The 20,787-nt window shown below is 70.4% G+C and carries 21 protein-coding genes; 16 read left to right on the top strand and 5 right to left on the bottom strand.

Translation table 11 applies throughout. From position 1 onward, the window contains the following. Window positions 1-62 precede the first annotated feature (62 nt). Together tal and tkt are read right to left on the bottom strand one after the other, a co-directional pair. On the bottom strand, window positions 63-1,238 hold the full coding sequence (tal, locus tag KBX46_RS25670; RefSeq protein ID WP_088949245.1) for a transaldolase: 1,176 nt from the start codon (window positions 1,236-1,238) through the stop codon (window positions 63-65). A gap of 15 nt (window positions 1,239-1,253) precedes the next feature. Continuing rightward, window positions 1,254-3,392 (bottom strand): transketolase, encoded by a 2,139-nt coding sequence (tkt, locus tag KBX46_RS25665; RefSeq protein WP_210794365.1) that lies wholly within the window; start codon window positions 3,390-3,392, stop codon window positions 1,254-1,256. Window positions 3,393-3,658: 266 nt separating this feature from the next. Between tkt and KBX46_RS25660 the strand changes: the two genes are divergently transcribed. The 3 genes from KBX46_RS25660 (at window position 3,659) to KBX46_RS25650 (ending at window position 6,214) form a co-directional block, all read left to right on the top strand. After that, window positions 3,659-4,612 (top strand): heme o synthase, encoded by a 954-nt coding sequence (locus KBX46_RS25660; RefSeq protein WP_088949243.1) that lies wholly within the window; start codon window positions 3,659-3,661, stop codon window positions 4,610-4,612. A 332-nt stretch (window positions 4,613-4,944) separates the two neighbouring features. Continuing rightward, window positions 4,945-5,280, top strand: coding sequence for a hypothetical protein (locus KBX46_RS25655; protein ID WP_088949242.1), 336 nt, complete (start codon window positions 4,945-4,947; stop codon window positions 5,278-5,280). Window positions 5,281-5,293: 13 nt separating this feature from the next. Next, window positions 5,294-6,214, top strand: coding sequence for a RimK family alpha-L-glutamate ligase (locus KBX46_RS25650; RefSeq protein WP_210794364.1), 921 nt, complete (start codon window positions 5,294-5,296; stop codon window positions 6,212-6,214). Window positions 6,215-6,517: 303 nt separating this feature from the next. Here KBX46_RS25650 and KBX46_RS25645 read toward each other — a convergent pair whose 3' ends face one another. After that, entirely contained in the window at window positions 6,518-7,483 is a 966-nt protein-coding gene (locus KBX46_RS25645) for a heme A synthase (protein ID WP_374223679.1), read from the bottom strand. A 218-nt stretch (window positions 7,484-7,701) separates the two neighbouring features. Between KBX46_RS25645 and KBX46_RS25640 the strand changes: the two genes are divergently transcribed. The 11 genes from KBX46_RS25640 to KBX46_RS25590 all read left to right on the top strand — a co-directional run bounded on the left by KBX46_RS25640 (window position 7,702) and on the right by KBX46_RS25590 (window position 16,738). After that, entirely contained in the window at window positions 7,702-8,382 is a 681-nt protein-coding gene (locus KBX46_RS25640) for a helix-turn-helix transcriptional regulator (RefSeq protein WP_374223681.1), read from the top strand. After that, a complete protein-coding gene (sufB, locus tag KBX46_RS25635) occupies window positions 8,379-9,809 on the top strand; it encodes a Fe-S cluster assembly protein SufB (protein ID WP_088949238.1) in 1,431 nt (476 codons plus the stop codon). Before KBX46_RS25640 ends, sufB begins: the two co-directional genes overlap by 4 nt. Window positions 9,810-9,900: 91 nt before the next feature. Further along, window positions 9,901-11,049 (top strand): Fe-S cluster assembly protein SufD, encoded by a 1,149-nt coding sequence (gene sufD, locus KBX46_RS25630; protein WP_210794362.1) that lies wholly within the window; start codon window positions 9,901-9,903, stop codon window positions 11,047-11,049. Continuing rightward, window positions 11,049-11,375 (top strand): non-heme iron oxygenase ferredoxin subunit, encoded by a 327-nt coding sequence (locus KBX46_RS25625; protein ID WP_099855780.1) that lies wholly within the window; start codon window positions 11,049-11,051, stop codon window positions 11,373-11,375. The genes sufD and KBX46_RS25625 overlap by 1 nt, the downstream gene beginning before the upstream one ends. Continuing rightward, window positions 11,375-12,148 carry a Fe-S cluster assembly ATPase SufC gene (gene sufC / locus KBX46_RS25620; protein WP_210794361.1) on the top strand — a complete coding sequence of 258 codons (774 nt, stop codon included), beginning with the start codon at window positions 11,375-11,377 and terminating at the stop codon, window positions 12,146-12,148. The genes KBX46_RS25625 and sufC overlap by 1 nt, the downstream gene beginning before the upstream one ends. A 20-nt stretch (window positions 12,149-12,168) precedes the next feature. Then, window positions 12,169-13,473 carry a cysteine desulfurase gene (locus tag KBX46_RS25615; protein ID WP_210794360.1) on the top strand — a complete coding sequence of 435 codons (1,305 nt, stop codon included), beginning with the start codon at window positions 12,169-12,171 and terminating at the stop codon, window positions 13,471-13,473. Further along, window positions 13,473-13,946 carry a Fe-S cluster assembly sulfur transfer protein SufU gene (gene sufU, locus KBX46_RS25610; protein ID WP_088949233.1) on the top strand — a complete coding sequence of 158 codons (474 nt, stop codon included), beginning with the start codon at window positions 13,473-13,475 and terminating at the stop codon, window positions 13,944-13,946. Before KBX46_RS25615 ends, sufU begins: the two co-directional genes overlap by 1 nt. Before the next feature lie 76 nt (window positions 13,947-14,022). Further along, window positions 14,023-14,478, top strand: coding sequence for a metal-sulfur cluster assembly factor (locus tag KBX46_RS25605; protein WP_210794359.1), 456 nt, complete (start codon window positions 14,023-14,025; stop codon window positions 14,476-14,478). A gap of 449 nt (window positions 14,479-14,927) precedes the next feature. After that, entirely contained in the window at window positions 14,928-15,560 is a 633-nt protein-coding gene (locus KBX46_RS25600) for a LysE family transporter (protein ID WP_210794358.1), read from the top strand. A gap of 50 nt (window positions 15,561-15,610) precedes the next feature. Beyond that, window positions 15,611-16,264 carry an acVLRF1 family peptidyl-tRNA hydrolase gene (locus tag KBX46_RS25595; RefSeq protein WP_210794357.1) on the top strand — a complete coding sequence of 218 codons (654 nt, stop codon included), beginning with the start codon at window positions 15,611-15,613 and terminating at the stop codon, window positions 16,262-16,264. Between the two features lie 114 nt (window positions 16,265-16,378). Continuing rightward, a complete protein-coding gene (locus tag KBX46_RS25590) occupies window positions 16,379-16,738 on the top strand; it encodes an SgcJ/EcaC family oxidoreductase (protein ID WP_088949230.1) in 360 nt (119 codons plus the stop codon). A gap of 138 nt (window positions 16,739-16,876) precedes the next feature. Here the strand turns inward: KBX46_RS25590 and KBX46_RS25585 are convergent, their stop codons facing one another. Next, on the bottom strand, window positions 16,877-17,797 hold the full coding sequence (locus KBX46_RS25585; protein ID WP_210794356.1) for a neutral zinc metallopeptidase: 921 nt from the start codon (window positions 17,795-17,797) through the stop codon (window positions 16,877-16,879). A 263-nt stretch (window positions 17,798-18,060) separates the two neighbouring features. Between KBX46_RS25585 and KBX46_RS25580 the strand changes: the two genes are divergently transcribed. Beyond that, a complete protein-coding gene (locus KBX46_RS25580) occupies window positions 18,061-19,665 on the top strand; it encodes an ABC-F family ATP-binding cassette domain-containing protein (protein ID WP_088949228.1) in 1,605 nt (534 codons plus the stop codon). A gap of 60 nt (window positions 19,666-19,725) precedes the next feature. Here the strand turns inward: KBX46_RS25580 and KBX46_RS25575 are convergent, their stop codons facing one another. Next, window positions 19,726-20,325, bottom strand: a complete 600-nt coding sequence (locus KBX46_RS25575; RefSeq protein ID WP_210794355.1) for a cadmium resistance transporter — start codon at window positions 20,323-20,325, stop codon at window positions 19,726-19,728. 216 nt (window positions 20,326-20,541) lie between these two features. On the opposite strand from KBX46_RS25575, the gene KBX46_RS25570 reads away from it, so the two are divergent. Beyond that, a complete protein-coding gene (locus KBX46_RS25570) occupies window positions 20,542-20,769 on the top strand; it encodes a helix-turn-helix domain-containing protein (protein WP_007462679.1) in 228 nt (75 codons plus the stop codon). Window positions 20,770-20,787: the final 18 nt, after the last annotated feature.

The raw sequence follows: 20,787 nt of genomic DNA, 5'->3' as shown, positions 1-20,787 counted from the left end.
TCGCTGCGTGCCGTCATGAGGCACCACCGCACTGAGCTTGCTGATTCGCTCGATGCTCTCGCTCATGCGCCACCGGCCTTTTCGGCGCCCTTGGCGTTGCCCTTGGCGGCCTTGTTCGGAGAACCCTTACCCTTCGCCGCCGCCTCCAGCGACTTGCGGACGCCGTCGAGCAGCTCCTGCCAGCTGGCCTCGAACTTCTCCACGCCCTCGCGCTCCAGGGTGGCGATCACGTCGGCCATGTCCACCCCAACCGACTCCAGGTCCGCGAAGACCTTGCGGGCCGCGTCGTAGGCGCCGGTGATGGTGTCGCCGCGGGTCTCGCCGTGATCGGCGTACGCGTGGATGACCGACTCCGGCATGGTGTTGACAGTGCCGGGGGCGATCAGCTCCTCGACGTAGATGACGTCGCGGTAGTCCGGGTTCTTCGTCGAGGTGGACGCCCACAGCGGCCGCTGCGGGTGCGCCCCCGCGTCGGCGAGCGCCTTCCAGCGGTCGGAGGAGAACACCTCGGTGTAGCGCTCGTACGCCAGCTGGGCGTTCGCGACGGCGGCCTTGCCCCGGAGCGACTTGGCCTGCTCGGAGCCGATCTTCTCCAGCCTCTTGTCCACCTCGGCATCCACCCGGGAGACGAAGAACGACGCGACCGAGCCGATGGTGGACAGGTCGTGGCCGTTGGCCTTGGCCTTCTCCAGGCCGGCGAGGAACGCCTCCATCACCGCCGAGTAGCGGTCCAGGCCGAAGATCAGCGTCACGTTGACGCTGATCCCCTCGGCCAGCGTGTCGGTGATCGCCGACAGGCCCTCCTCGGTGGCCGGGATCTTGATGAAGAGGTTGGGACGGTCGACCAGCCACCACAGGGCCTTGGCCTCGGCAACCGTCCGGTCGCTGTCGTGCGCCACCCGGGGGTCCACCTCGATGGAGACCCGGCCGTCGACACCCGCACTGCCGTCGTAGGACGGGCGCATCACGTCGCAGGCCCACCGCACGTCGTACGTCGTGAGCATCCGCACCGACTCCTCGACCTCAATGCCACGGGTGGCGAGGTCGCGCAGCTGCCAGTTGTACTCGTCGGCGTCGCTCAGCGCCTTTGCGAAGATCGTCGGGTTGGTGGTGACACCGGCCACGTGCTTCTCACGGCGGAGCTGGTCCAGCCCGCCGGAGCTCAGTCGTACCCGGGAAAGATCGTCGAGCCACACCGCCACGCCTGCGGCGGTGAGCTCATTCAGCTTGTCCGTCATGCCGTCCACGCTCCCTCAGTTGCCGGTCGTGAAACCGGTGATGTCGCCCACCCGGGCCAGCGAGGCGTGCGCCGCCGCCACGATCCGGTCGCCGGTGAAGCCGAACTGCTCGAAGAGCACGGTGTGCGGGGCGCTCGCTCCGTAGTGCTCCAGGCTGACGCTTTCGCCGAGGTCGCCGACGACGCCGCGCCAGGACATCGCGATGCCCGCTTCCACGCTCACCCGTGCCTTTACCCCGCGTGGGAGCACCGACTCCCGGTACGCCTCATCCTGCTCGTAGAACCACTCCTGGCAGGGCATCGAAACCACCCGGGTGGGGGTGCCGTCGGCCTCCAGGCGCTCCCGCGCGGTCAGGCAGAGCTGCACCTCGGAACCGGTGCCGACGATGATCACCTGAGGCTTGCCGTTGGACGCCTCGGCCAGCACGTAGCCGCCCTTGGCGACCCCCTCCGCGCTGCCCAGGACGTCCCGGTCCAGGGTTGGCAGCGGCTGGCGGCTCAGCGCCATGGCGGTCGGCCGGTCGGTGTGCTCCAGCGCCATCCGCCAGGCCCAGGCCGTCTCGTTGGCGTCCGCCGGGCGGACCACGTCCAGACCGGGGATGGCGCGCAGCGCGGTCAGGTGCTCCACCGGCTGGTGGGTCGGGCCGTCCTCGCCCAGGCCGATCGAGTCGTGCGTCCAGACGTAGGTCACCGGCAGCTTCATCAGCGCGGCCAGCCGCACCGACGGGCGCATGTAGTCGCTGAACACCAGGAACGTGCCGCCGTACGGGCGGGTGCCGCCGTGCAGGGCGATGCCGTTGAGGATCGCTCCCATGGCGTGCTCACGGATGCCGAAGTGCAGCGTGCGGCCGTACTCGTGGCCGGGGAAGTCCTTGGTGGCGTGCGAGGCCGGGATGAACGACGGCTCGCCCTTCATGGTGGTGTTGTTGCTCTCCGCCAGGTCGGCCGAGCCACCCCACAGCTCCGGCAGCACCGGCGCGAGCGCCTCCAGCACCTTGCCGGACGCGGCACGGGTGGCCACGCCCTTGGCGTCGGCGGGGAAGACCGGCAGCGCGTCGGCCCAGCCGTCGGGGAGCACCCGCCCGGCCATCCGCTCGTAGAGCGCGGTGCGCTCCGGGTTGGCCTTCTTCCAGGCGTCGAACTCGCCGGTCCATGCCTGCTCGGCGTCGGAGCCGCGACCCATCACCGTGCGGGCGTGGGCGAGCACCTCCTCGTCGACCTGGAAGGTCTGCTCCGGGTCGAAGCCGAGGATCCGCTTGGTGGCCTTCACCTCGTCGGCGCCGAGCGCCGAGCCGTGGATCTTGCCGGTGTTCTGCTTGTTGGGAGCGGGCCAGCCGATGATGGTGCGCAGGGCGATGAAGGAGGGACGGCCGGTCTCCGCCTTGGCGGCCAGCAGCGCGGCGTGCAGGGCCTCGGCGTCCTCGTGGTAGTCGCCCTGGTCGGCGTCGCCGCTACGCCAGTCGACGGTCTGCACGTGCCAGCCGTACGCCTCGTAGCGGGCTGCCACGTCCTCGCTCTTGGCGATGCGGGTGTCGTCCTCGATCGAGATCTCGTTGTCGTCGTAGATCACCGTGAGGTTGCCCAGCTGCTGGTGCCCGGCGAGGGCACTGGCCTCGTGGCTGATGCCCTCCTCGATGTCGCCGTCGGAGACGATGCACCAGATGTTGTGGTCGAAGACCGACGCGCCCGGCTCGGCCTCGGGGTCGAACAGGCCGCGCTCGCGGCGGGCCGCCATGGCCATGCCGACCGCGTTGCCCAGACCCTGCCCGAGGGGGCCGGTGGTGGTCTCGACGCCCGGGGTGTGCCCGTGCTCGGGGTGACCCGGCGTGAGTGAGCCCCACTGCCGCAGCGACTGCAGGTCGGCCAGGCTCAGCGGGTAGCCGGACAGGAACAGCTGGATGTAGAGGGTCAGGCTGGAGTGCCCGGCGGAGAGGACGAACCGGTCACGGCCCGGCCAGTTCGGGTCGGCCGGGTTGTGCCGCATGACCCGGTTGAAGAGGAGGTACGCCGCGGGCGCAAGGCTCATCGCGGTGCCCGGGTGGCCGTTGCCGGATTTCTCCACGGCATCCATGGCCAGCACGCGGACGGTATCGACGGCCCGGCGATCGAGGTCGGACCAGTTCAGTGCGGAGTGCTCGGGTCGTTTGGCAGCCACGATGGTTGTGCTCCTCGGCAGATGGGCGGAACCCTCACTGATGACCCTATCGAGCGTCCCTAAACGCGCGCCCGGGGATCTCCGCATGGTGTGCGCTACGTGACGAACCCGTCGCGCCGGTCAACCCGGTGGTGTGACCGTCCGCACCGTTGTCGGGTCGGCCGGGCAGCCAAAACGACAACGCGTAGTGTGTGGGTCGGTATGCGGACCCGGGCGGTCCCGACCAATCCGATCTCCCCGTGCCCGATGCCGGAAGGTGGCAATCCGTGAGCATGATCACCGAGCGCCCCGCGAGCAACCCGGCCGGGCAGCACCCGGCGCGGGCGGCCGAGGGCCCGGTGGCCCGGCGGGACGTACGCGCGGTCCTCTCGGCGTACGTGGCGCTCACCAAGCCGCGGATCGTCGAGCTGCTGTTGGTCACCACCATCCCGGCGATGATGCTCGCCGAGGGCGGGCTCCCGTCGCTGTGGTTGATGGCCATCGTGCTGATCGGTGGCTCGCTCGCCGCCGGCGCGGCCAGCGTGCTCAACTGCTACATCGACCGGGACATCGACCAGTTGATGCGGCGTACCAAGCGTCGGCCACTGCCGGCGCACACCGTGTCGCCACGCAGCGCGCTGGTCTTCGGTCTGGTGCTGGCGGCGATCTCGATCGTCCTGATGGCGGCGTTCACCAACCTGCTGGCCGCCGGGCTGACCCTTGCCGCGATCGTCTACTACGACGTCGTCTACACGCTGTGGCTCAAGCGCTCCACCCCGACGAACACGTTCTGGGGAGGCGCTTGCGGGGCCGCTCCGGTGCTCATCGGATGGGCAGCGGTCACCGGCGGGCTGGCCCCGGCGGCCTGGGGGCTCTTCGCTGTGGTCTTCTTCTGGCAGATGCCGCACTTCTACCCGCTCGCCATGAAGTACAAGGACGACTACGCGCGGGCCGGCATTCCGATGCTGCCGGTGGTGGCGTCGACCCGACGGGTGAACGCCGAGATCCTGATCTTCGCGTGGCTCACCGTGCTCACCTCCCTGGCTGTCTGGCCGCTGGGGCTCAGCGCGATCTACGGCGTGCCGACCCTGGTGGTGGGCGCCATCTTCATCGTCGAGGCACACCGACTCTGCCGGCGCGCGACGCGGGGCGAGGCGGTCAAGCCGATGCGGCTGTTCCACTGGTCGACCACGTACCTGACGATCGTGTTCGTGGCCGTCGCGCTCGACGCGCTGATCTGACGCCCGGGTCGCGTCTGACGCCCGCCTCGCGTCTGAGGCCCGCCTCGCGGTTCCGCCCCGCCGTATCGAGTGGGTGGCGTTCGTCGTCCGACTAATCATGCCCATGGATGAGTTGTCCGGTTTAACGTCACATCAGGGTAACTTTCGGCATGAGCCGGATGGGCTCAACCTGTGGCGGATGCGCAGGGGTTTGCCGCGAAGTTTTGCGATGAAAAGTCGGTATATAACCGGACAGCTTGCCTGTGGTCAGCCTTAAACCTGTAGGTAATTGGCATCACAAAAGGTTCATGGTTCTCGCCCGAGAGGGTGCGAGTCTGCTTAGGCTTCGCGTCATGGCAGATGGTTCCGATACGACGCTGACGGCCGAGCAGACCGCCGGCGAGCAGACGCCCCAGGGCCTGGTTGCGGGCCTCAAGGCGTTCGCCGCCGGGCACGGCGGCGCGAAGGCGGTCATCGAGTACGTCGGCAAGCGTGGCGCGCGAATCGTCCTGGTCGGATCCGACGGTGAGTGGGGCGACCAGTTCGCCGACGACACCGTCACCGCCCGGGAGGCGTGCGCCAAGGCGGGAGTCACCGTCGAGAACGCCTGGGAGCGTGAACTGATGGACCAGATGCGTCCGAGCAACGACCTGTGGCGGTCGATGGCCCGGCGCACGATGGCCCGCTGAATAGACACCTGAATTGACCACCGATCACCAGTCGACCCGGGGGGAACCCCGGGTCGCTCTCGTCACCTGCGCCGACCTCGCCGACCTCGACCCGGACGACCGGCTGGTCCTCGCCCCGCTCAGCGCCCATGGCATCGCCGTCGACACCGCGGTATGGGACGGCCCCGATGTCGACTGGTCCTCGTACGACCTGGTCGTGCTCCGCTCACCCTGGGACTACGCGCTGCGCCGCGACGAGTTCGTCGCCTGGGCGGCGACCGTCCCAACGCTGGTCAACCCGGCCGACGTGGTCCGCTGGAACACCGACAAGCGTTACCTGGCCGAGCTGACCGCCGCCGGGGTGCCGACCGTTCCGACGTCCTGGGTCGAGCCGGGGGAGAGCTGGCAACCGCCCGCCGAGACCGGCGAGTACGTACTCAAGCCCTCGGTCAGCGCCGGCAGCCAGGACACCGGCCGCTACGACCTGGCCGACCCGGAGCACCGGGACCTGGCCGCCGCACATGTCCGCCGGCTCTCCGACGCCGGCCGGGTGACCATGGTCCAGCCGTACCTGCGCGCCGTCGACACCGAGGGCGAGACGGCACTGCTCTTCCTGGCAGGGCCGGACGGGCTCACGTTCAGCCACGCGATCCGCAAGGGGCCGATGCTGACCGGCCCGGACCTCGGCCCGGACGGGCTCTACAAGGCCGAGGAGATCACCTCCCGTACCGCCCGACCCGAACAGCTCGCGGTGGCCGAGAAGACCCTCGCCACGGTGCCCGGCGGCACGCGGCAGCTGCTCTACGCCCGGGTCGACCTGATCCCCGGCCCCGACGGCGAGCCGGTCCTGGTCGAGCTGGAGCTGACCGAGCCGTCGCTCTTCATCGGGTACGCCGACGGGGCCCCCGCCCGCCTCGCCGCCGCGATCGCCACCCACCTGGCCCGCCGCGCCTGACCGCCCCCGGCGCGACGCCCGCCGTGCCACCCCGCACCGCGCGCCGCGCCACCGCGCACCGCGCGCCGCGCCACCGCGCGCCGCCAAGATCCGCGCAACTTCGGTGAAGTTGGTGCCTCAGGGCCCCGGGACACAGCACTTTCCCCGAAGTTGCGCGGATCTTGGCCTGGGTGCGCGAGGCGCGGGGTGCCGGGCGGCAGGCAGCAGGCGTCGTCCGGCCGCTCCTTGCGGAAGCGCAGAACCGGACGCCCGACGCGGGAGGGCTCGGACCGGCGGCGCGGGACGCGGGGCCGCGCCCTGGGGTCAGGCGGTGACCGGGACGGATTCCTCGGCGTGGGTCGCTGCGACATCTGCTGCCGGGGTGACCGGGCGGCGTTCGCGGGTCGACCACTGCACCGACAGCGCGGCCAGCAGCACCAGGCACGAGCCGAGCATGTGTGCGCCGACCAGGATCGCCGGCACGTGGGTGAAGTACTGCACGAAGCCGATCAGGCCCTGGCCCAGCTCCACGGCGACCAGCACGATCGCGGCGCGGGTGGCCCGCTGGGCGCCGACGGCGCGGAACGCGAAGATCAGCGCCACCGACAGCCCGATCAGCAGGAAGACGCCGTCCGCGTGCACCTGCGAGATCGTCTCCGGGTCGAGCCCGTTGCGGGCGGCGCCGTGGTCGCCGGCGTGCGGGCCGCTGCCGGTGACCCAGGTGCCGACGACCAGCACGGCGACGGTGACGCCGGTGGTGACCCGGGCCAGCGCGCGCAGCGGTGCGGGCACCACGGCCACGGGCGGGCCGTCGGGGTCGCCGATGCGCCGCCAGAGGGCGTACGCGGCGGCGATCACCGCCATCGAGGCGAGGAAGTGCAGCCCGACCACCCACGGGTTGAGGTTGGTCAGCACGGTGATGCCACCGATCACCGCCTGGGCGGGGATGCCCAGGAAGACCGCCACGGCCAGGGCGAGGAGCCCGGGTCGGCGGGGTCGGTGCAGGAGTACGGCCAGCACGGTGGCCAGCGCGATGAGGCCCACCGCGAAGGTCAGCATCCGGTTGCCGAACTCGATCACCCCGTACACGCCCATCTCGGGCGTGGTGACGTAGGAATCGTCGGTGCACCGGGGCCAGGTGGGGCAACCGAGGCCCGAGGCGGTCAACCGGACGGCCCCGCCGGTGACGACGATGCCCACGTTCGCGATGATCGAGGCGAGCGCGAGGCGGCGCAGCAGGATGCCGGAGACCGGACGGACGATTCGGTTCACGCCGCAAATCCTACGCACTGTAGTGATCGAGGTTCGTCCGACTCCGTCGGCTCGGTGGTTCGGATCACCGGGGCCCGGGTTTGCGACCCTCCGGGTAATTACGTAACGTTGGCGTTGTGAAAAACGCGGCGGCGCTCTCCGGGCACCAGTCGGCGGCTGTTCCGGCCGTCGGCGCGTCGGCGTCCGCGCTCGTCACGACCACCTCGACCGCCCTCGGCGCCGGCACGGCGACCGAGATCTCCACCCGGGACCGGGTCACCCAGTTGCTGCTGGAGCGGGGTGCGACCACCGCCGCTCAGCTTGGCGCGGCCCTGGGGCTCAGCCCGGCGGCGATCCGGCGCCACCTGGACGCGATGCTCGCCGACGGTGACGTCTACGCCCGCGAGCAGACCGTGCAGGGCAGCCGCGGGCGAGGGCGTCCGGCCAAGGTGTTCATGCTGACCGAGGCCGCCCGGGTGCGCTGTGGCACACACCACTACGACAACATGGCCACCGCCGCGTTGCGCTGGATCGCCCGCAGCGGCGGTTCGGACGCGGTCGAGGCGTTCGCCACCGAGCAGGTGTCGGCCCTGGAATCCCGCTGTCGAGCGGCCATGGAAGACGCCGGCGAGGACCCTCTCGCGCGTGCCGAGGCACTCGCCTCGGCGCTCACCGCCGAGGGTTACGCTGCCAATGCGACCACGATCGCCTCCGGCGGTCAGCTCTGCCAGCACCACTGCCCGGTGGCGCACGTGGCCGCCGAGTTTCCCCAGCTGTGCGAGGCCGAGACCGCGGTGATTTCCCGTCTGGTCGGCACCCACGTGCAGCGCCTGGCCACCATCGCGCACGGCGACGGGGTGTGCACCACGCACATTCCGACCCAGCCGGGCCGTGTTCAATCCGGTAATCCCGTCACCACTGTGAGGACAGATAGATGACCGAGCAGATCGTCCAGCCCCTGACCCAGGAAGAGCAGCTCGCGGCCCTGGGTCGGTACGAGTACGGCTGGTCCGACCCGGACGCCGCCGGGGCGGTTGCCCAGCGCGGCATCAACGAGGCGGTGGTGCGGGACATCTCGGCCAAGAAGAGCGAGCCGGCGTGGATGCTCGACCTGCGGCTGAAGGGCCTGCGGCTGTTCGGCCGCAAGCCGATGCCGGCCTGGGGCGCGGACCTCAGCGGGATCGACTTCGACAACATCAAGTACTTCGTGCGGTCCACCGAGAAGCAGGCCACCAGCTGGGAGGACCTGCCGGAGGACATCAAGAACACGTACGACCGGCTGGGCATCCCGGAGGCGGAGAAGCAGCGGCTGGTCGCGGGTGTCGCGGCGCAGTACGAGTCCGAGGTCGTCTACCACAAGATCCGTGAGGACCTTGAGGAGCAGGGAGTTCTCTTCCTGGACACGGACACGGCGCTGCGCGAGCACGAGGACGTCTTCAAGGAGTACTTCGGCACGGTGATCCCGGTCGGCGACAACAAGTTCGCCGCCCTGAACACCTCCGTGTGGTCCGGTGGCTCGTTCATCTACGTGCCGAAGGGTGTGCAGGTGGAGATCCCGCTGCAGGCCTACTTCCGGATCAACACGGAGAACATGGGCCAGTTCGAGCGGACGCTGATCATCGTCGACGAGGGTGCGTACGTGCACTACGTCGAGGGCTGCACCGCGCCGCTCTACTCCTCCGACTCGCTGCACAGCGCGGTCGTGGAGATCATCGTCAAGAAGAACGCGCGCTGCCGTTACACGACCATCCAGAACTGGTCGAACAACGTCTACAACCTGGTCACCAAGCGCGCCGTCTGCCACGAGGGCGCGACCATGGAGTGGGTCGACGGCAACATCGGCTCCAAGGTGACGATGAAGTACCCGGCGGTCTACATGACCGGCGAGCACGCCAAGGGCGAGGTGCTCTCGGTGGCGATGGCCGGTGAGGGTCAGCACCAGGACGCCGGCGCCAAGATGGTGCACGCCGCGCCGCACACCTCCTCGACCATCATCTCCAAGTCGATCGCCCGGGGCGGCGGCCGCACCTCGTACCGGGGTCTGGTGCAGGTGCTGGAGGGTTCGCACCACAGCCGGAGCACGGTCAAGTGCGACGCGCTGCTGGTCGACACCATCTCCCGCTCGGACACCTACCCGTACGTCGACATCCGTGAGGACGACGTGTCGATGGGTCACGAGGCGACCGTGTCCAAGATCAGCGACGACCAGCTCTTCTACCTGATGAGCCGGGGCCTGAGCGAGGACGAGGCGATGGCCATGATCGTGCGTGGCTTCATCGAGCCGATCGCCAAGGAGCTTCCGATGGAGTACGCCCTGGAGCTCAACCGCCTGATCGAGCTTCAGATGGAGGGCGCGGTCGGCTGACGCCGCCGCTCCCGCGTGGCGGGCCGGGAACCTCGGCCCGCCACACCAGGACCCCACCTCGTCGCCACGGAACAGACAGACCAAGGACGAAATGACTACCCAGGCTTCCGCGCCACCCAGCACCAAGTCGCAGGCGCTGCGCTCGTACGACGTCGCCGACTTCCCGGCCCTCACCGGCCTGGAGGAGGAGTGGCGTTTCACCCCGCTCAAGCGCCTCCGCGGCCTGGCCACGGCGGACACCTCCGCCGCCACCGGCCGGGGCGTCACCATCGAGCACCCGGACCTGCCGGCCGGGGTGTCGGTGCGACTCGTCGAGCCGAGTGACGCCAGCGTCGTGTCCGCGCCGGTGCCGACCGACCGGATCAGCGCGCTGGCGCACGGCGGTGCCGCGCGGGTCGCGCTGGTCGAGGTGGCCGCCGACGCGGTGGTGTCCGACGCGGTGATCGTCTGGCTGCTGGGCGCGTACCCCGAGGAGCTGGCCTTCGCCCGGACCCAGGTCCAGGTGGGTCGGTTCGCGGAGGCCACTGTCGTGTTCTCGCAGGAGGGCTCGGCCACGCTGGCCGACAACGTCGAGGTGTTCGTCGCCGACGGCGCGAAGCTGACCCTGGTCACGATCGCCGACTGGGCCTCCGACGCGGTCCAGGCGCAGCACATCCAGGTGAAGCTGGGCCGCGACGCCCGGGTCGTGCACATCCAGGTCTCCCTCGGTGGTGACCTGGTCCGGCAGTTCACCAGCGTGGAATACACCGGTCGGGGTGGCGAGGCCGAGCTGTACGGCGTCTACTTCGCCGACTCCGGTCAGCACCTGGAGCACCGGCAGCTGGTCGACCACTCCGTGCCGGACTGCCGCAGCTACGTCGGCTACCGGGGCGCCCTGCAGGGCGAGAGCGCGCACACCGTCTGGGTGGGCGACGTGCTGATCCGGGCCGAGGCGACCGGCACCGACACGTACGAGATCAACCGGAACCTGCTGCTCACCGAGGGCGCTCGAGCGGACTCCGTACCCAATCTGGAGATCGAGACCGGCGAGATCGCCGGCGCCGGCCACGCCAGCGCGACCGGCCGCTTCGACGACGAGCAGCTCTTCTACCTGATGGCCCGGGGTATCCCGGAGAGCGAGGCCCGCCGCCTGGTGGTCCGCGGCTTCTTCGCCGAGCTGATCAACAAGATCCCGGTGGAGTCCCTGCGCGAGCGCCTGGGCGACGCGATCGAGGCCCGGCTGACCAAGGCGGGCGCCTGATGATCCGGATCTGTTCCACCGAGGACGTACCGAAGGGCACCGCCATCAGCGCGGACGTCGACGGCACGTCGATCGCCCTGGTGCACGGCGAGGACGGCAACTTCTACGCCGTGTACGACGAGTGCTCGCACGCCGCGGTCGCCCTCTCCGAGGGTGAGGTCGACGGCTGCACGCTGGAGTGCTGGTTGCACGGCTCGCGTTTCGACCTGCGCACCGGTGAACCGACCGGGCTGCCCGCCACCGAACCCGTCCCCGTCTACCCCGTCGAAGTCCGCGACGGCGACATCTACCTCAGCCTGACGCCGAGTAATGGAGTGACCCGATAATGAGCACCCTGGAGATCCGCGACCTGAAGGTGTCGGTCAAGCTGCCCGAGGGTGAGCTCAAGCCGATCCTGGCCGGCGTCGACCTGACCGTGAAGTCCGGCGAGACCCACGCGATCATGGGCCCGAACGGTTCCGGCAAGTCCACCCTGGCGTACTCGATCGCCGGTCACCCCAAGTACGAGATCACCGGCGGCACGGTGACCCTCGACGGCGAGGACGTGCTCGCCATGACTGTCGACGAGCGGGCCCGCGCCGGCCTCTTCCTGGCCATGCAGTACCCGGTCGAGGTGCCCGGCGTCTCGGTGGCCAACTTCCTGCGCACCGCGAAGACCGCCATCGACGGCGAGGCACCGAAGCTGCGCACCTGGGGTGGCGAGCTGCGCGGCGCGATGGAGCGCCTCCAGATGGACCCGGCGTTCGCCCAGCGCAACGTCAACGAGGGCTTCTCCGGTGGTGAGAAGAAGCGGCACGAGATCGTCCAGCTGGAGCTGCTCAAGCCGAAGATCGCCATCCTCGACGAGACCGACTCGGGCCTCGACGTGGACGCGCTGCGCGTGGTCAGCGAGGGCGTCAACCGGGTCCGCGACGACGGCGACACCGGCGTGCTGCTGATCACCCACTACACGCGGATCCTGCGCTACATCAAGCCGGACTTCGTGCACGTGTTCATCGCCGGCCGGATCGTCGAGCAGGGCGGCCCGGAGCTGGCCGACAAGCTCGAGGCCGAGGGCTACGAGCGGTACGCCGCCGGGGCCGGCACGGCCAAGGCCTGAGCGGGAGAGGCGCTGCCGAGATGACCAGCATCGCGATCCCCGAGGGGATGCCGCAGTACGACGACGTGCCGCGTTTCGACGTGGCCCGGGTACGCGCCGACTTCCCGATCCTGGATCGCGAGGTCAACGGGCACCCGCTGGTCTACCTCGACAGCGCCAACACCTCGCACAAACCCCGCCAGGTGCTCGACGTTCTCGACGAGCACTACGCGCGGCACAACGCCAACGTCTCGCGGTCGGTGCACACCCTGGGCACCGAGGCCACCGAGGCGTACGAGGGGGCGCGGGCGAAGGTCGCCGCGTTCATCAACGCGCCCAGCGTCGACGAGGTGGTGTTCACCAAGAACTCCACCGAGGCGATCAACATCGTGGCGTACGCCTTCTCGAACGCCTCGCTGCGCCCGGACGCGGACCCGCGGTTCCGCCTGGGCCCCGGCGACGAGGTGGTGATCTCCGAGATGGAGCACCACTCGAACATCGTCCCGTGGCAGTTGCTCTGCGAACGGACCGGCGCGACCCTGCGCTGGTTCCCCGTCACCGACCAGGGCCGACTGGACGAGTCGGGCCTGGAGGACCTGGTCACCGAACGGACGAAGATCGTCTCGCTGGTGCACGTGTCGAACATCCTCGGCACTGTCAACGCGACCTCCCGCATCACCGCGCGGGTCCGCGAGGTGGGCGCGCTGCTGTTGCTGGACTGCTCGCAGTCGGTGCCGCACCTGCCCATCGACGTGGTCGACCTGGACGCCGACTACATCGTGTTCACCGGCCACAAGATGTGCGGCCCGACCGGCATCGGGGTGCTCTGGGGCCGGGGTGAGCTGCTCGCGGCCATGCCACCGGTCTTCGGCGGCGGCTCGATGATCGAGACGGTCACCATGGCCCGCTCGACGTTCGCCGCCCCGCCGGCCCGGTTCGAGGCCGGCACCCCGCCGATCGCCGAGGCGGTCGCGCTCGGCGCTGCCGTCGACTACCTGACCGGCGTCGGGATGCGGGCCATCCAGTGGCACGAGAAGGAGCTGACGGCGTACGCGCTGGACGCCTTCGGCTCGGTGCGGGACCTTCGGATCTTCGGCCCGACCGTGCCGGTCGGCCGGGGCGGCACCATCTCGTTCGCGCTCGGCGACGTGCACCCGCACGACGTGGGTCAGGTGCTCGACTCGCTCGGCGTGCAGGTGCGGGTGGGTCACCACTGTGCCAAGCCGGTGTGCAGCCGGTTCGGCGTCCCGGCCATGACCCGGGCCTCGTTCTACCTCTACACCACCACCGAGGAGATCGACGCTCTGGTGGCCGGTCTGGAGCAGGTGCGGAAGGTGTTCGACTGATGCAGCTCGACCAGCTCTACCAGGAGATCATCCTGGACCACTACAAGCGCCCACACGGGCGCGGTCTGCGCGACGCCGAAGACTCGGGCGACCGGGTCGAGGAGGCGCACCACGTCAACCCGACCTGCGGCGACGAGGTCACCGTCCGGGTGGCCACCGACGGCACTGTGCTGCACGACATCTCGTACGACGGCATGGGCTGCTCGATCAGCCAGGCCTCGGCGAGCGTCCTGCACGAGTTGCTGCGCGGTCGGGGTGCCCGGGAAGCATTCGAGGTGCACGAGGCGTTCGTGGAGTTGATGTCCGGACGTGGCCAGGTCACGCCGGACGAGGACGTGCTGGGTGACGGGGTGGCCTTCGCGGGTGTGGCCCGTTATCCCGCCCGGGTCAAGTGCGCACTGCTGCCGTGGATGGCGTTCAAGGACGCCGCGGCACGCGCGGGGGTGGGCGCGAGCCCAGAGGTGAAGGCGTGATCGAGCGTCAGCGAGCCAATCATTGTTGCAGCACCGTGGCGCCTGTCGGCGTCACGGAGCGAAGCGGAGGGACGGCATGAGCGAGAACACGGCTACCGAAGCGACGCCGGAGGCCGGTGACGCCGCCGCGGCGTCGCAGGTCGACTCCGTGACGACCGACGCCACCGCGACGCCGGAGGCCGGCGACGCACCGACGGCCGGCGTCAGCAAGGCCATGATCGCCGACATCGAAGAGGCCATGAAGGACGTCGTCGACCCGGAACTCGGGATCAACGTCGTCGACCTGGGTCTGGTATACGGCGTGCACGTCGACGACGAGAACGTCGCCACCCTGGACATGACGCTCACCTCGGCGGCCTGCCCGTTGACCGACGTGATCGAGGACCAGACCCGGCAGGCGCTGACCACCGGCCCGGGTGGCGGCCTGGTCAACGACATCCGGATCAACTGGGTGTGGCTCCCGCCGTGGGGCCCGGACAAGATCACTGACGAGGGTCGGGACCAGCTCCGTTCCCTCGGCTTCAACGTCTGAGCCGACTCCGGTCGGCTCTGCCCGTCGAGCGCGATGCCCTGCGGGGCGTCGCGCTCGACGCGTTCCGCCCCTGCCGCGCGTGCGCCGCGCCGTTCCACCCGGCAAGGTCCGCGCAACATCAGCGATAGTGCTGCCTCCGGCGTCTCGGAGGCAGCAACATCCCCGAAGTTGCACGAATCTTGGTCGGCCGCCCGCGGGATGGGCTTGGGACAGCGCCGGCACGGCGCAGGGTGCGGGGTGAGGGGTGCACGGCGCGGGGACGTGGGGCGGCAGGGCGCGAGGGCGCGAGGGCGCGGGGGCGCGGAAATCCGGTGGCGCGGGCGTGGGTTCGGCGCGCAGGATGCGCGTGTGATTGAGGCGTACCCCATGCAGGTCCCTGTCCGTGCGGCCACCGCCGTGCGTCGACAGCGGCCGGTCCGGGGACGGGCCTCGACCCGACACCGACGTCCGTGAGCGGGGCGTTCCTGGCCGGTCTGGTGGCCGGCTACGGCGTCGCCATCCCCGTCGGCGCGATCGCGATCCTGATTCTGGGCCTGAGTGCGCGTACCTCGTTTCGGGTCGGTGCGGCCGCGGCGCTCGCGGTGGCGACGGCCGACGGGCTCTACGCGGCGGCCGCCGCGCTCGGGGGTGCCAGCCTGGCCGGGATCATCGCGCCGGTCGCCGGGCCGTTGCGGGTGGTCGCCGCCGTCGTCCTGCTCGGTCTCGCCGCGCACGGTCTGTGGCGGACCTGGTCCGCCCACCGCTCGCGGCGGACGCCGACGGCACCCGTCGGGCGGGGTCTGAGCACGCCCGGGCGGGCCTACGCGGCGCTGCTCGGGTTGACCCTGCTGAACCCGATGACGGTGCTCTACTTCAGCGCGCTGGTGCTCGGTCGGCGGGACACCGCCGACGCGGACCCGGGCGCGGCGGCGCTGTTCGTGGCCGGTGTGTTCCTGGCGTCGGCGAGCTGGCAGCTGCTCGTCGCGGGCGGCGGCACGATGGTCGGGCGGGCCCTGACCGGGCCGCGCGGGCGGCTGATTACCGGGCTGGTCTCCAGCGCGCTCATCGCCGCGCTGGCGGTGGTCGCGCTGCTGCCGGGCTGAGCGCCGCGCCCGACCGCCCGATCCGCGTTGTCGTGCCGTACGGTCGGGCGGTGACCAGTCGACCCGCAGCCGGGGGAGGCCGGTGGGTGGAGGTCGACCCGGCCCGCGTCGGGCGCTGGGTCGAGGGCTTCGCCGACCGGCACGGCCCGCACACCACGACCGAGCGGGAGTACGGCCTGCTGCTCACCGCCGCGGACGGGGCCACCGCCGAGCTGTACGCCCCACCCGGCGCGCCGGTCAGCGGTGACGTTCCCGGGTTCGTGGCCGCCGCCGTGACGCCCCGCCGGATCGGCCTGCTGCTGGCCCGCAAGGGCGCGGTGGCCGTCGGCGTGGCCGAGGGCGCCGACCTTGTCATCTCCAAGGTGGACACCCGCTACGTGCAGGGGCGCACCGCGGCTGGGGGATGGTCCCAGCACCGGTTCGCCCGGCGTCGCGACAACCAGGCCAAGGCGGCGCTGGGTGATGCGGCGGACCTGGCCGTACGCCTGCTGTTGCCGGAGGCGGCGGCGCTGACGGCGATGGTCTGCGGCGGCGACCGGAAAGCGGTGGACACTGTGCTGGCCGATCGGCGGTTGGCTCCGCTCGTGCCGCTGCGGGCCGAGCGGTTGCTCGACGTGCCGGAGCCTCGGCACGCGGTGCTCGTCGCAGCGGTCGCCGCGGCTCGTGCGGTGCGGATCAGGTTGCGCGACCCGGCACCCGACTGACCTCGGCGCTCGACGGAGGGAAACCGGCGTTCCTGGTCTGCTGATGTGCTGACGGTCCGAGGATGGGCGCATCGCCCCGGTAACCCGTGGCCGCAACACCTCAGGGAGAGCATCATGTCCGACGCGCAGATCCTGCGTACCGTCCTCGACCGGTGGAAGTCGGCGGTCGACGCCCACGAACCGGACCGGGTCGCGTCGTACTTCACCGAAGACGCGATCTTCCAGGGGCTGCACCCGTACGCCGTCGGCCGTGCCGGGGTTGCCGCGTACTACGCCGCCCAGCCGCTCGGCCTGACCGCCGCCTATGAGATCCGGGAGACCCGGCGTCTCGCCGACGACCTGGTCCTCGGCTACCTGGAGGTGGAGTTCGGCTTCACCGACCGTCCGGCGCTGACGGTCCACCTGGGCGTACTGCTGCGGCGGATCGACGACGACTGGCTCATCGCGCACTACCAGGTCTCGAGGCTGAACTGACCCAGCCCCGCGCCGAGCCCCCCGCCCGCGCCCCCCGCGCGTCGATCATGGAGTTGTGGGGGTGGACGAAGGTCGCTCGTCCGCCCATATCGGGCACCACAACTCCATGATCGACGCGAACGGCGACCGGGGCCAGTGTCAGAGCTGGTCGGTGCCGAAGGTATCGCAGGTCTTCGGGTCACCGCTGTCGTGGCCCTGCTGGAACCAGCGCTGCCGCTGCGCAGAGGTGCCGTGGGTGAACGAGTCCGGGTTGACCTGCCCGCCGGAGCGTTCCTGGATGCTGTCGTCGCCGATCGCCTCGGCGGCCTTCAGCGCCTCGGTGATGTCGCCCGGGGTGATCGACTTGAACAGCGGTTCCTGGCCGGTCTTGTCCTTGGTCTCGGTGGCGTGCTTGGCCCAGGCGCCGGCGTAGCAGTCGGCCTGCAACTCCAGCCGCACGGACGCGGAGCGGGGGCCGCTCTGGTCGCCCTGGCCGGCCTTCTCGTTGGTGCCGAGCAGGTTCTGGACGTGGTGGCCGTACTCGTGAGCGAGCACGTAGGGCTGGGCGAACTCGCCCTTGGCGCCGAACCGGGAGGCCAGCTCCTCGTAGAAGGCCAGGTCGATGTAGACCTGCCGGTCGGCGGGGCAGTAGAACGGGCCGACGCCCGAGTCGGCCTGACCGCAGCCGGTGTTCACGGCGGCCTGGAAGTAGTTGGTGTCGGTCGGCTCGTACTTGCCCTTACCCAACTCCGGGTACGCCTCCTGCCAGTAGCCCTGGATGCTGTTGACGTAGGCCAGGTTGCGGCAGCGCAGGTCGTCGAAGCGGTCGGGGTTCTTGGTGGAGCACAGCTGCTCCAGGTCGGTGCCGCCGGCCTGCCCGCCCTCGTCGCCGTTTGTCATCGCGTTCAGGCCGAACCCGCCGCCGAGCAGTGCGACCAGCACAGCCACCACGATGCCGATCAGCCCGCCGCGACCACCGCCGCCGGGAAGTGGAATGCCGAGGCCACCGCCCCCTCCACCGCCCCGACCCCGGTCGTTGACCTGGGAGGTGTCGAGCTCGGCCCGCTCGTTGAGTTCCATGCTGACCCCGATCGCCGTATGCCGGTGAATGTCGTCTGAATGTCGTTCTGTCCTGTAAATGCCGGACCGGGTCCGGACAGCGCTTCCGGTACCCGATGATCTTGATCGGTAATCCGGGCGGTCCGCCCAGCGACGCCCGGTACACTTGTCGGGTGCTGCGCTGCGAAGGCTGAACCGCCCCGCGCCGTCGGGCCCCTTGAGCCCGCCGGCCGTTTCGCGTGCCCCGAGTCAGCCTTCCAGACCCCGAGAGCGAGCCCGAAAACATGATCACTGCCACCGGCCTGGAACTGCGTGCCGGTTCCCGGATCCTGCTGTCCGACACCACGCTGCGCGTACAGCCCGGTGACCGGATCGGCCTGGTCGGTCGCAACGGCGCCGGCAAGACCACGACGCTGAAGGTGCTCGCCGGCGAGGGTCAGCCGTACGGCGGCCAGATCGACCAGCGCAGTGCCATCGGCTACCTCCCGCAGGACCCGCGCACCGGCGACCTGGAGGCGACCGGTCGCGACCGGGTGCTCTCCGCACGCGGCCTGGACGTCCTGATGTCGCAGATGCAGGAGGTCGAGGCTCGCCTCGCCGAAGACGCCAGCGACAAGTTGGTCCGTCGCTACGGCGCGCTGGAGGACCAGTTCGCCGCCCTGGGCGGGTACGCGGCCGAGGCCGAAGCCGCCCGGATCTGCGCCAACCTCGGCCTCCCGGACCGGGCTCTCGCGCAGACCATCGGCACCCTCTCCGGTGGTCAGCGCCGCCGCATCGAGCTGGCCCGGATCCTGTTCCGCGACGCGGGCGAGAACGGCGGGGGCATCCTGCTGCTCGACGAGCCGACCAACCACCTCGACGCCGACTCGATCACCTGGCTGCGCGGCTTCCTCGCCAACCACAAGGGCGGCCTGATCGTGATCTCCCACGACGGCGCCCTGCTGGAGTCGGTGGTCAACAAGGTGTGGTTCCTCGACGCCACCCGGTCGGTCATCGACGTCTACAACCTGGGCTGGAAGGCGTACCTGGAGGCACGCGAGACCGACGAGCGTCGCCGACGCCGGGAGCGGGCCAACGCGGAGAAGAAGGCCGGCGCCCTGATGGCGCAGGCCGACAAGATGCGGGCGAAGGCCACCAAGACCGTGGCCGCGCAGAACATGGCCCGCCGTGCCGAAAAGCTGATCTCCGGCCTGGAGGAGGTGCGGGTCTCCGACCGGGTGGCCAAGGTGCGATTCCCCAGCCCCGCGCCGTGCGGCAAGACCCCGCTCACCGCGACCGGCCTGTCCAAGTCGTACGGCTCGCTGGAGATCTTCACCGACGTCAACGTCGCGGTCGACCGCGGCTCCCGGGTGGCCATCCTGGGGCTCAACGGCGCCGGCAAGACGACCCTGCTGCGGATGCTCGGCGGTCTGCTCAGCCCAGACACCGGCGAGGTGCACGCGGGTCACGGCCTGCGGCTTGGCTACTACGCCCAGGAGCACGAGACGCTGGACGTGGAGCGGACGGTCCTGGAGAACATGCGCGCCGCCGCCGTCGAGCAGTCCGACACCGACCTGCGCAAGATCCTCGGTGCGTTCCTCTTCTCCGGTGACGACGTGAACAAGCCGGCCGGGGTGCTGTCCGGTGGCGAGAAGACCCGGCTGGCGCTGTCCACCCTGGTCTGTTCCGGCGCCAACGTGCTGCTGCTCGACGAGCCGACGAACAACCTCGACCCGGTCAGCCGGGAGCAGGTGCTCGACGCGATCGCCAACTACCCGGGTGCGATCGTCCTGGTCACCCACGACCCGGGCGCGGTGCTCGCGCTCAAGCCGGACCGCGCGATCCTGCTGCCCGACGGCGATGAGGACGCCTGGAGCGACGACCTGCTCGAACTGGTCGAGCTGGCCTGACCGGCCCGGCCTGCCGCCGGCCCTGCCGTCGCGTCCTGCGGGCGGTCGACCGGGCCGTCCTCAGCCGAGCAGGTCGACCAGCCGGCCGAGCACACCGGAGCTGACCAGGATCAGCACGCCGATGCCGATGAAGATGGTCGGCACCAGCCAGTGGCCGGCGCGTTCGACCAGCCGGACCACCCGGGGGTGCCCGCCCAGCCAGGCGCCGGCGGCACACCACAGCGCGATGAGCAGCACGAAGACCAGGAGGAACACCGCGCTGTCGGCCGCGCCGAGGGCCCGGAATACGGGTACGTAGACGGCCACGTTGTCGGCGCCGTTCGCGATCGTCACCCCGGCCACACCGAGCGTTCCGGTGACGACCGCGGGGGTGACGTCGTCGTCGGAGGCGCGCAGCGCGCGTACGCCCAGCGCGATCGGCAGCAGGCCGAGCAGCCCCGTCCACGGGTCCGGCACGACCAGCAACCCCGCCGCGACCACCGCGCTGGCCAGCGCGAGCGCACCGATTCCGAGGTATTGACCAGCGACAATCTGCCAAGGGCGGGGTCGACCGGTGGTGCGCGCCGCGACGAAGAACAGGGTCAGGATGACGATGTCGTCGATGTCGGTCGCGGCGAAGACGACTGCTGCTCCGCCCGCGGTGCTCAACAGGTCGATCACGACCGAAGGCTACGGGTCGTCGGCAGGCGCCACCGTGCCGCGGTGGTACGCCCGGAGGCAGCGCGGGGGCCGATCGCCAGGATCACTCTATCGGGAAGCTGACATTGCATAGCGTGTCGGTTGGCGAAGAGTTGATATCTGGCGCATGATCGTTCGAGGCGGTCTAATAGGTGGGACCGTATCCGAACCGCACAGTCTGGGACGTGAGGACACAGCATGGCAGCCACTGGCACAGCCACCAGCACTGAGAAGGGTCGCCGGATCGTCGGAGCCGAGCGTCAGACGCTCGCCAAGGACCTGGTAAAGCGGTACACCTCGGGGGAGAGCATCCGCGCGTTGGCGGCCTCGACCGGCCGTTCCTACGGGTTCATCCATCGAGTACTCACCGAGTCCGGGGTGCAGCTGCGTCAGCGCGGTGGTGCCCGGCGCCGCAAGAAGGCGTGACCCGCCACTCAGCGTCGT

This window comes from Micromonospora sp. C81 (genome assembly GCF_018070425.1).
In the GTDB taxonomy this organism is placed as follows: Bacteria; Actinomycetota; Actinomycetes; order Mycobacteriales; family Micromonosporaceae; genus Micromonospora; species Micromonospora zamorensis.
The sequence above is the reverse complement of the archived record's forward strand: the minus strand, read 5'-3'. Positions and strand labels throughout refer to the sequence as shown.

Excerpts from the sequence above, each read along its gene's own strand:
- KBX46_RS25590 (WP_088949230.1), top strand. The coding sequence starts at position 16,379 with ATGTCCGACGCGCAGATCCTGCGTACCGTCCTCGACCGGTGGAAGTCG.
- KBX46_RS25570 (WP_007462679.1), top strand. The coding sequence starts at position 20,542 with ATGGCAGCCACTGGCACAGCCACCAGCACTGAGAAGGGTCGCCGGATC.
- sufD (WP_210794362.1), top strand. The coding sequence starts at position 9,901 with ATGACTACCCAGGCTTCCGCGCCACCCAGCACCAAGTCGCAGGCGCTG.
- sufC (WP_210794361.1), top strand. The coding sequence starts at position 11,375 with ATGAGCACCCTGGAGATCCGCGACCTGAAGGTGTCGGTCAAGCTGCCC.
- KBX46_RS25615 (WP_210794360.1), top strand. The coding sequence starts at position 12,169 with ATGACCAGCATCGCGATCCCCGAGGGGATGCCGCAGTACGACGACGTG.
- KBX46_RS25655 (WP_088949242.1), top strand. The coding sequence starts at position 4,945 with ATGGCAGATGGTTCCGATACGACGCTGACGGCCGAGCAGACCGCCGGC.
- KBX46_RS25625 (WP_099855780.1), top strand. The coding sequence starts at position 11,049 with ATGATCCGGATCTGTTCCACCGAGGACGTACCGAAGGGCACCGCCATC.
- KBX46_RS25580 (WP_088949228.1), top strand. The coding sequence starts at position 18,061 with ATGATCACTGCCACCGGCCTGGAACTGCGTGCCGGTTCCCGGATCCTG.
- sufU (WP_088949233.1), top strand. The coding sequence starts at position 13,473 with ATGCAGCTCGACCAGCTCTACCAGGAGATCATCCTGGACCACTACAAG.
- sufB (WP_088949238.1), top strand. The coding sequence starts at position 8,379 with ATGACCGAGCAGATCGTCCAGCCCCTGACCCAGGAAGAGCAGCTCGCG.
- KBX46_RS25585 (WP_210794356.1), bottom strand. The coding sequence starts at position 17,797 with ATGGAACTCAACGAGCGGGCCGAGCTCGACACCTCCCAGGTCAACGAC.
- tal (WP_088949245.1), bottom strand. The coding sequence starts at position 1,238 with ATGACGGACAAGCTGAATGAGCTCACCGCCGCAGGCGTGGCGGTGTGG.
- KBX46_RS25605 (WP_210794359.1), top strand. The coding sequence starts at position 14,023 with ATGAGCGAGAACACGGCTACCGAAGCGACGCCGGAGGCCGGTGACGCC.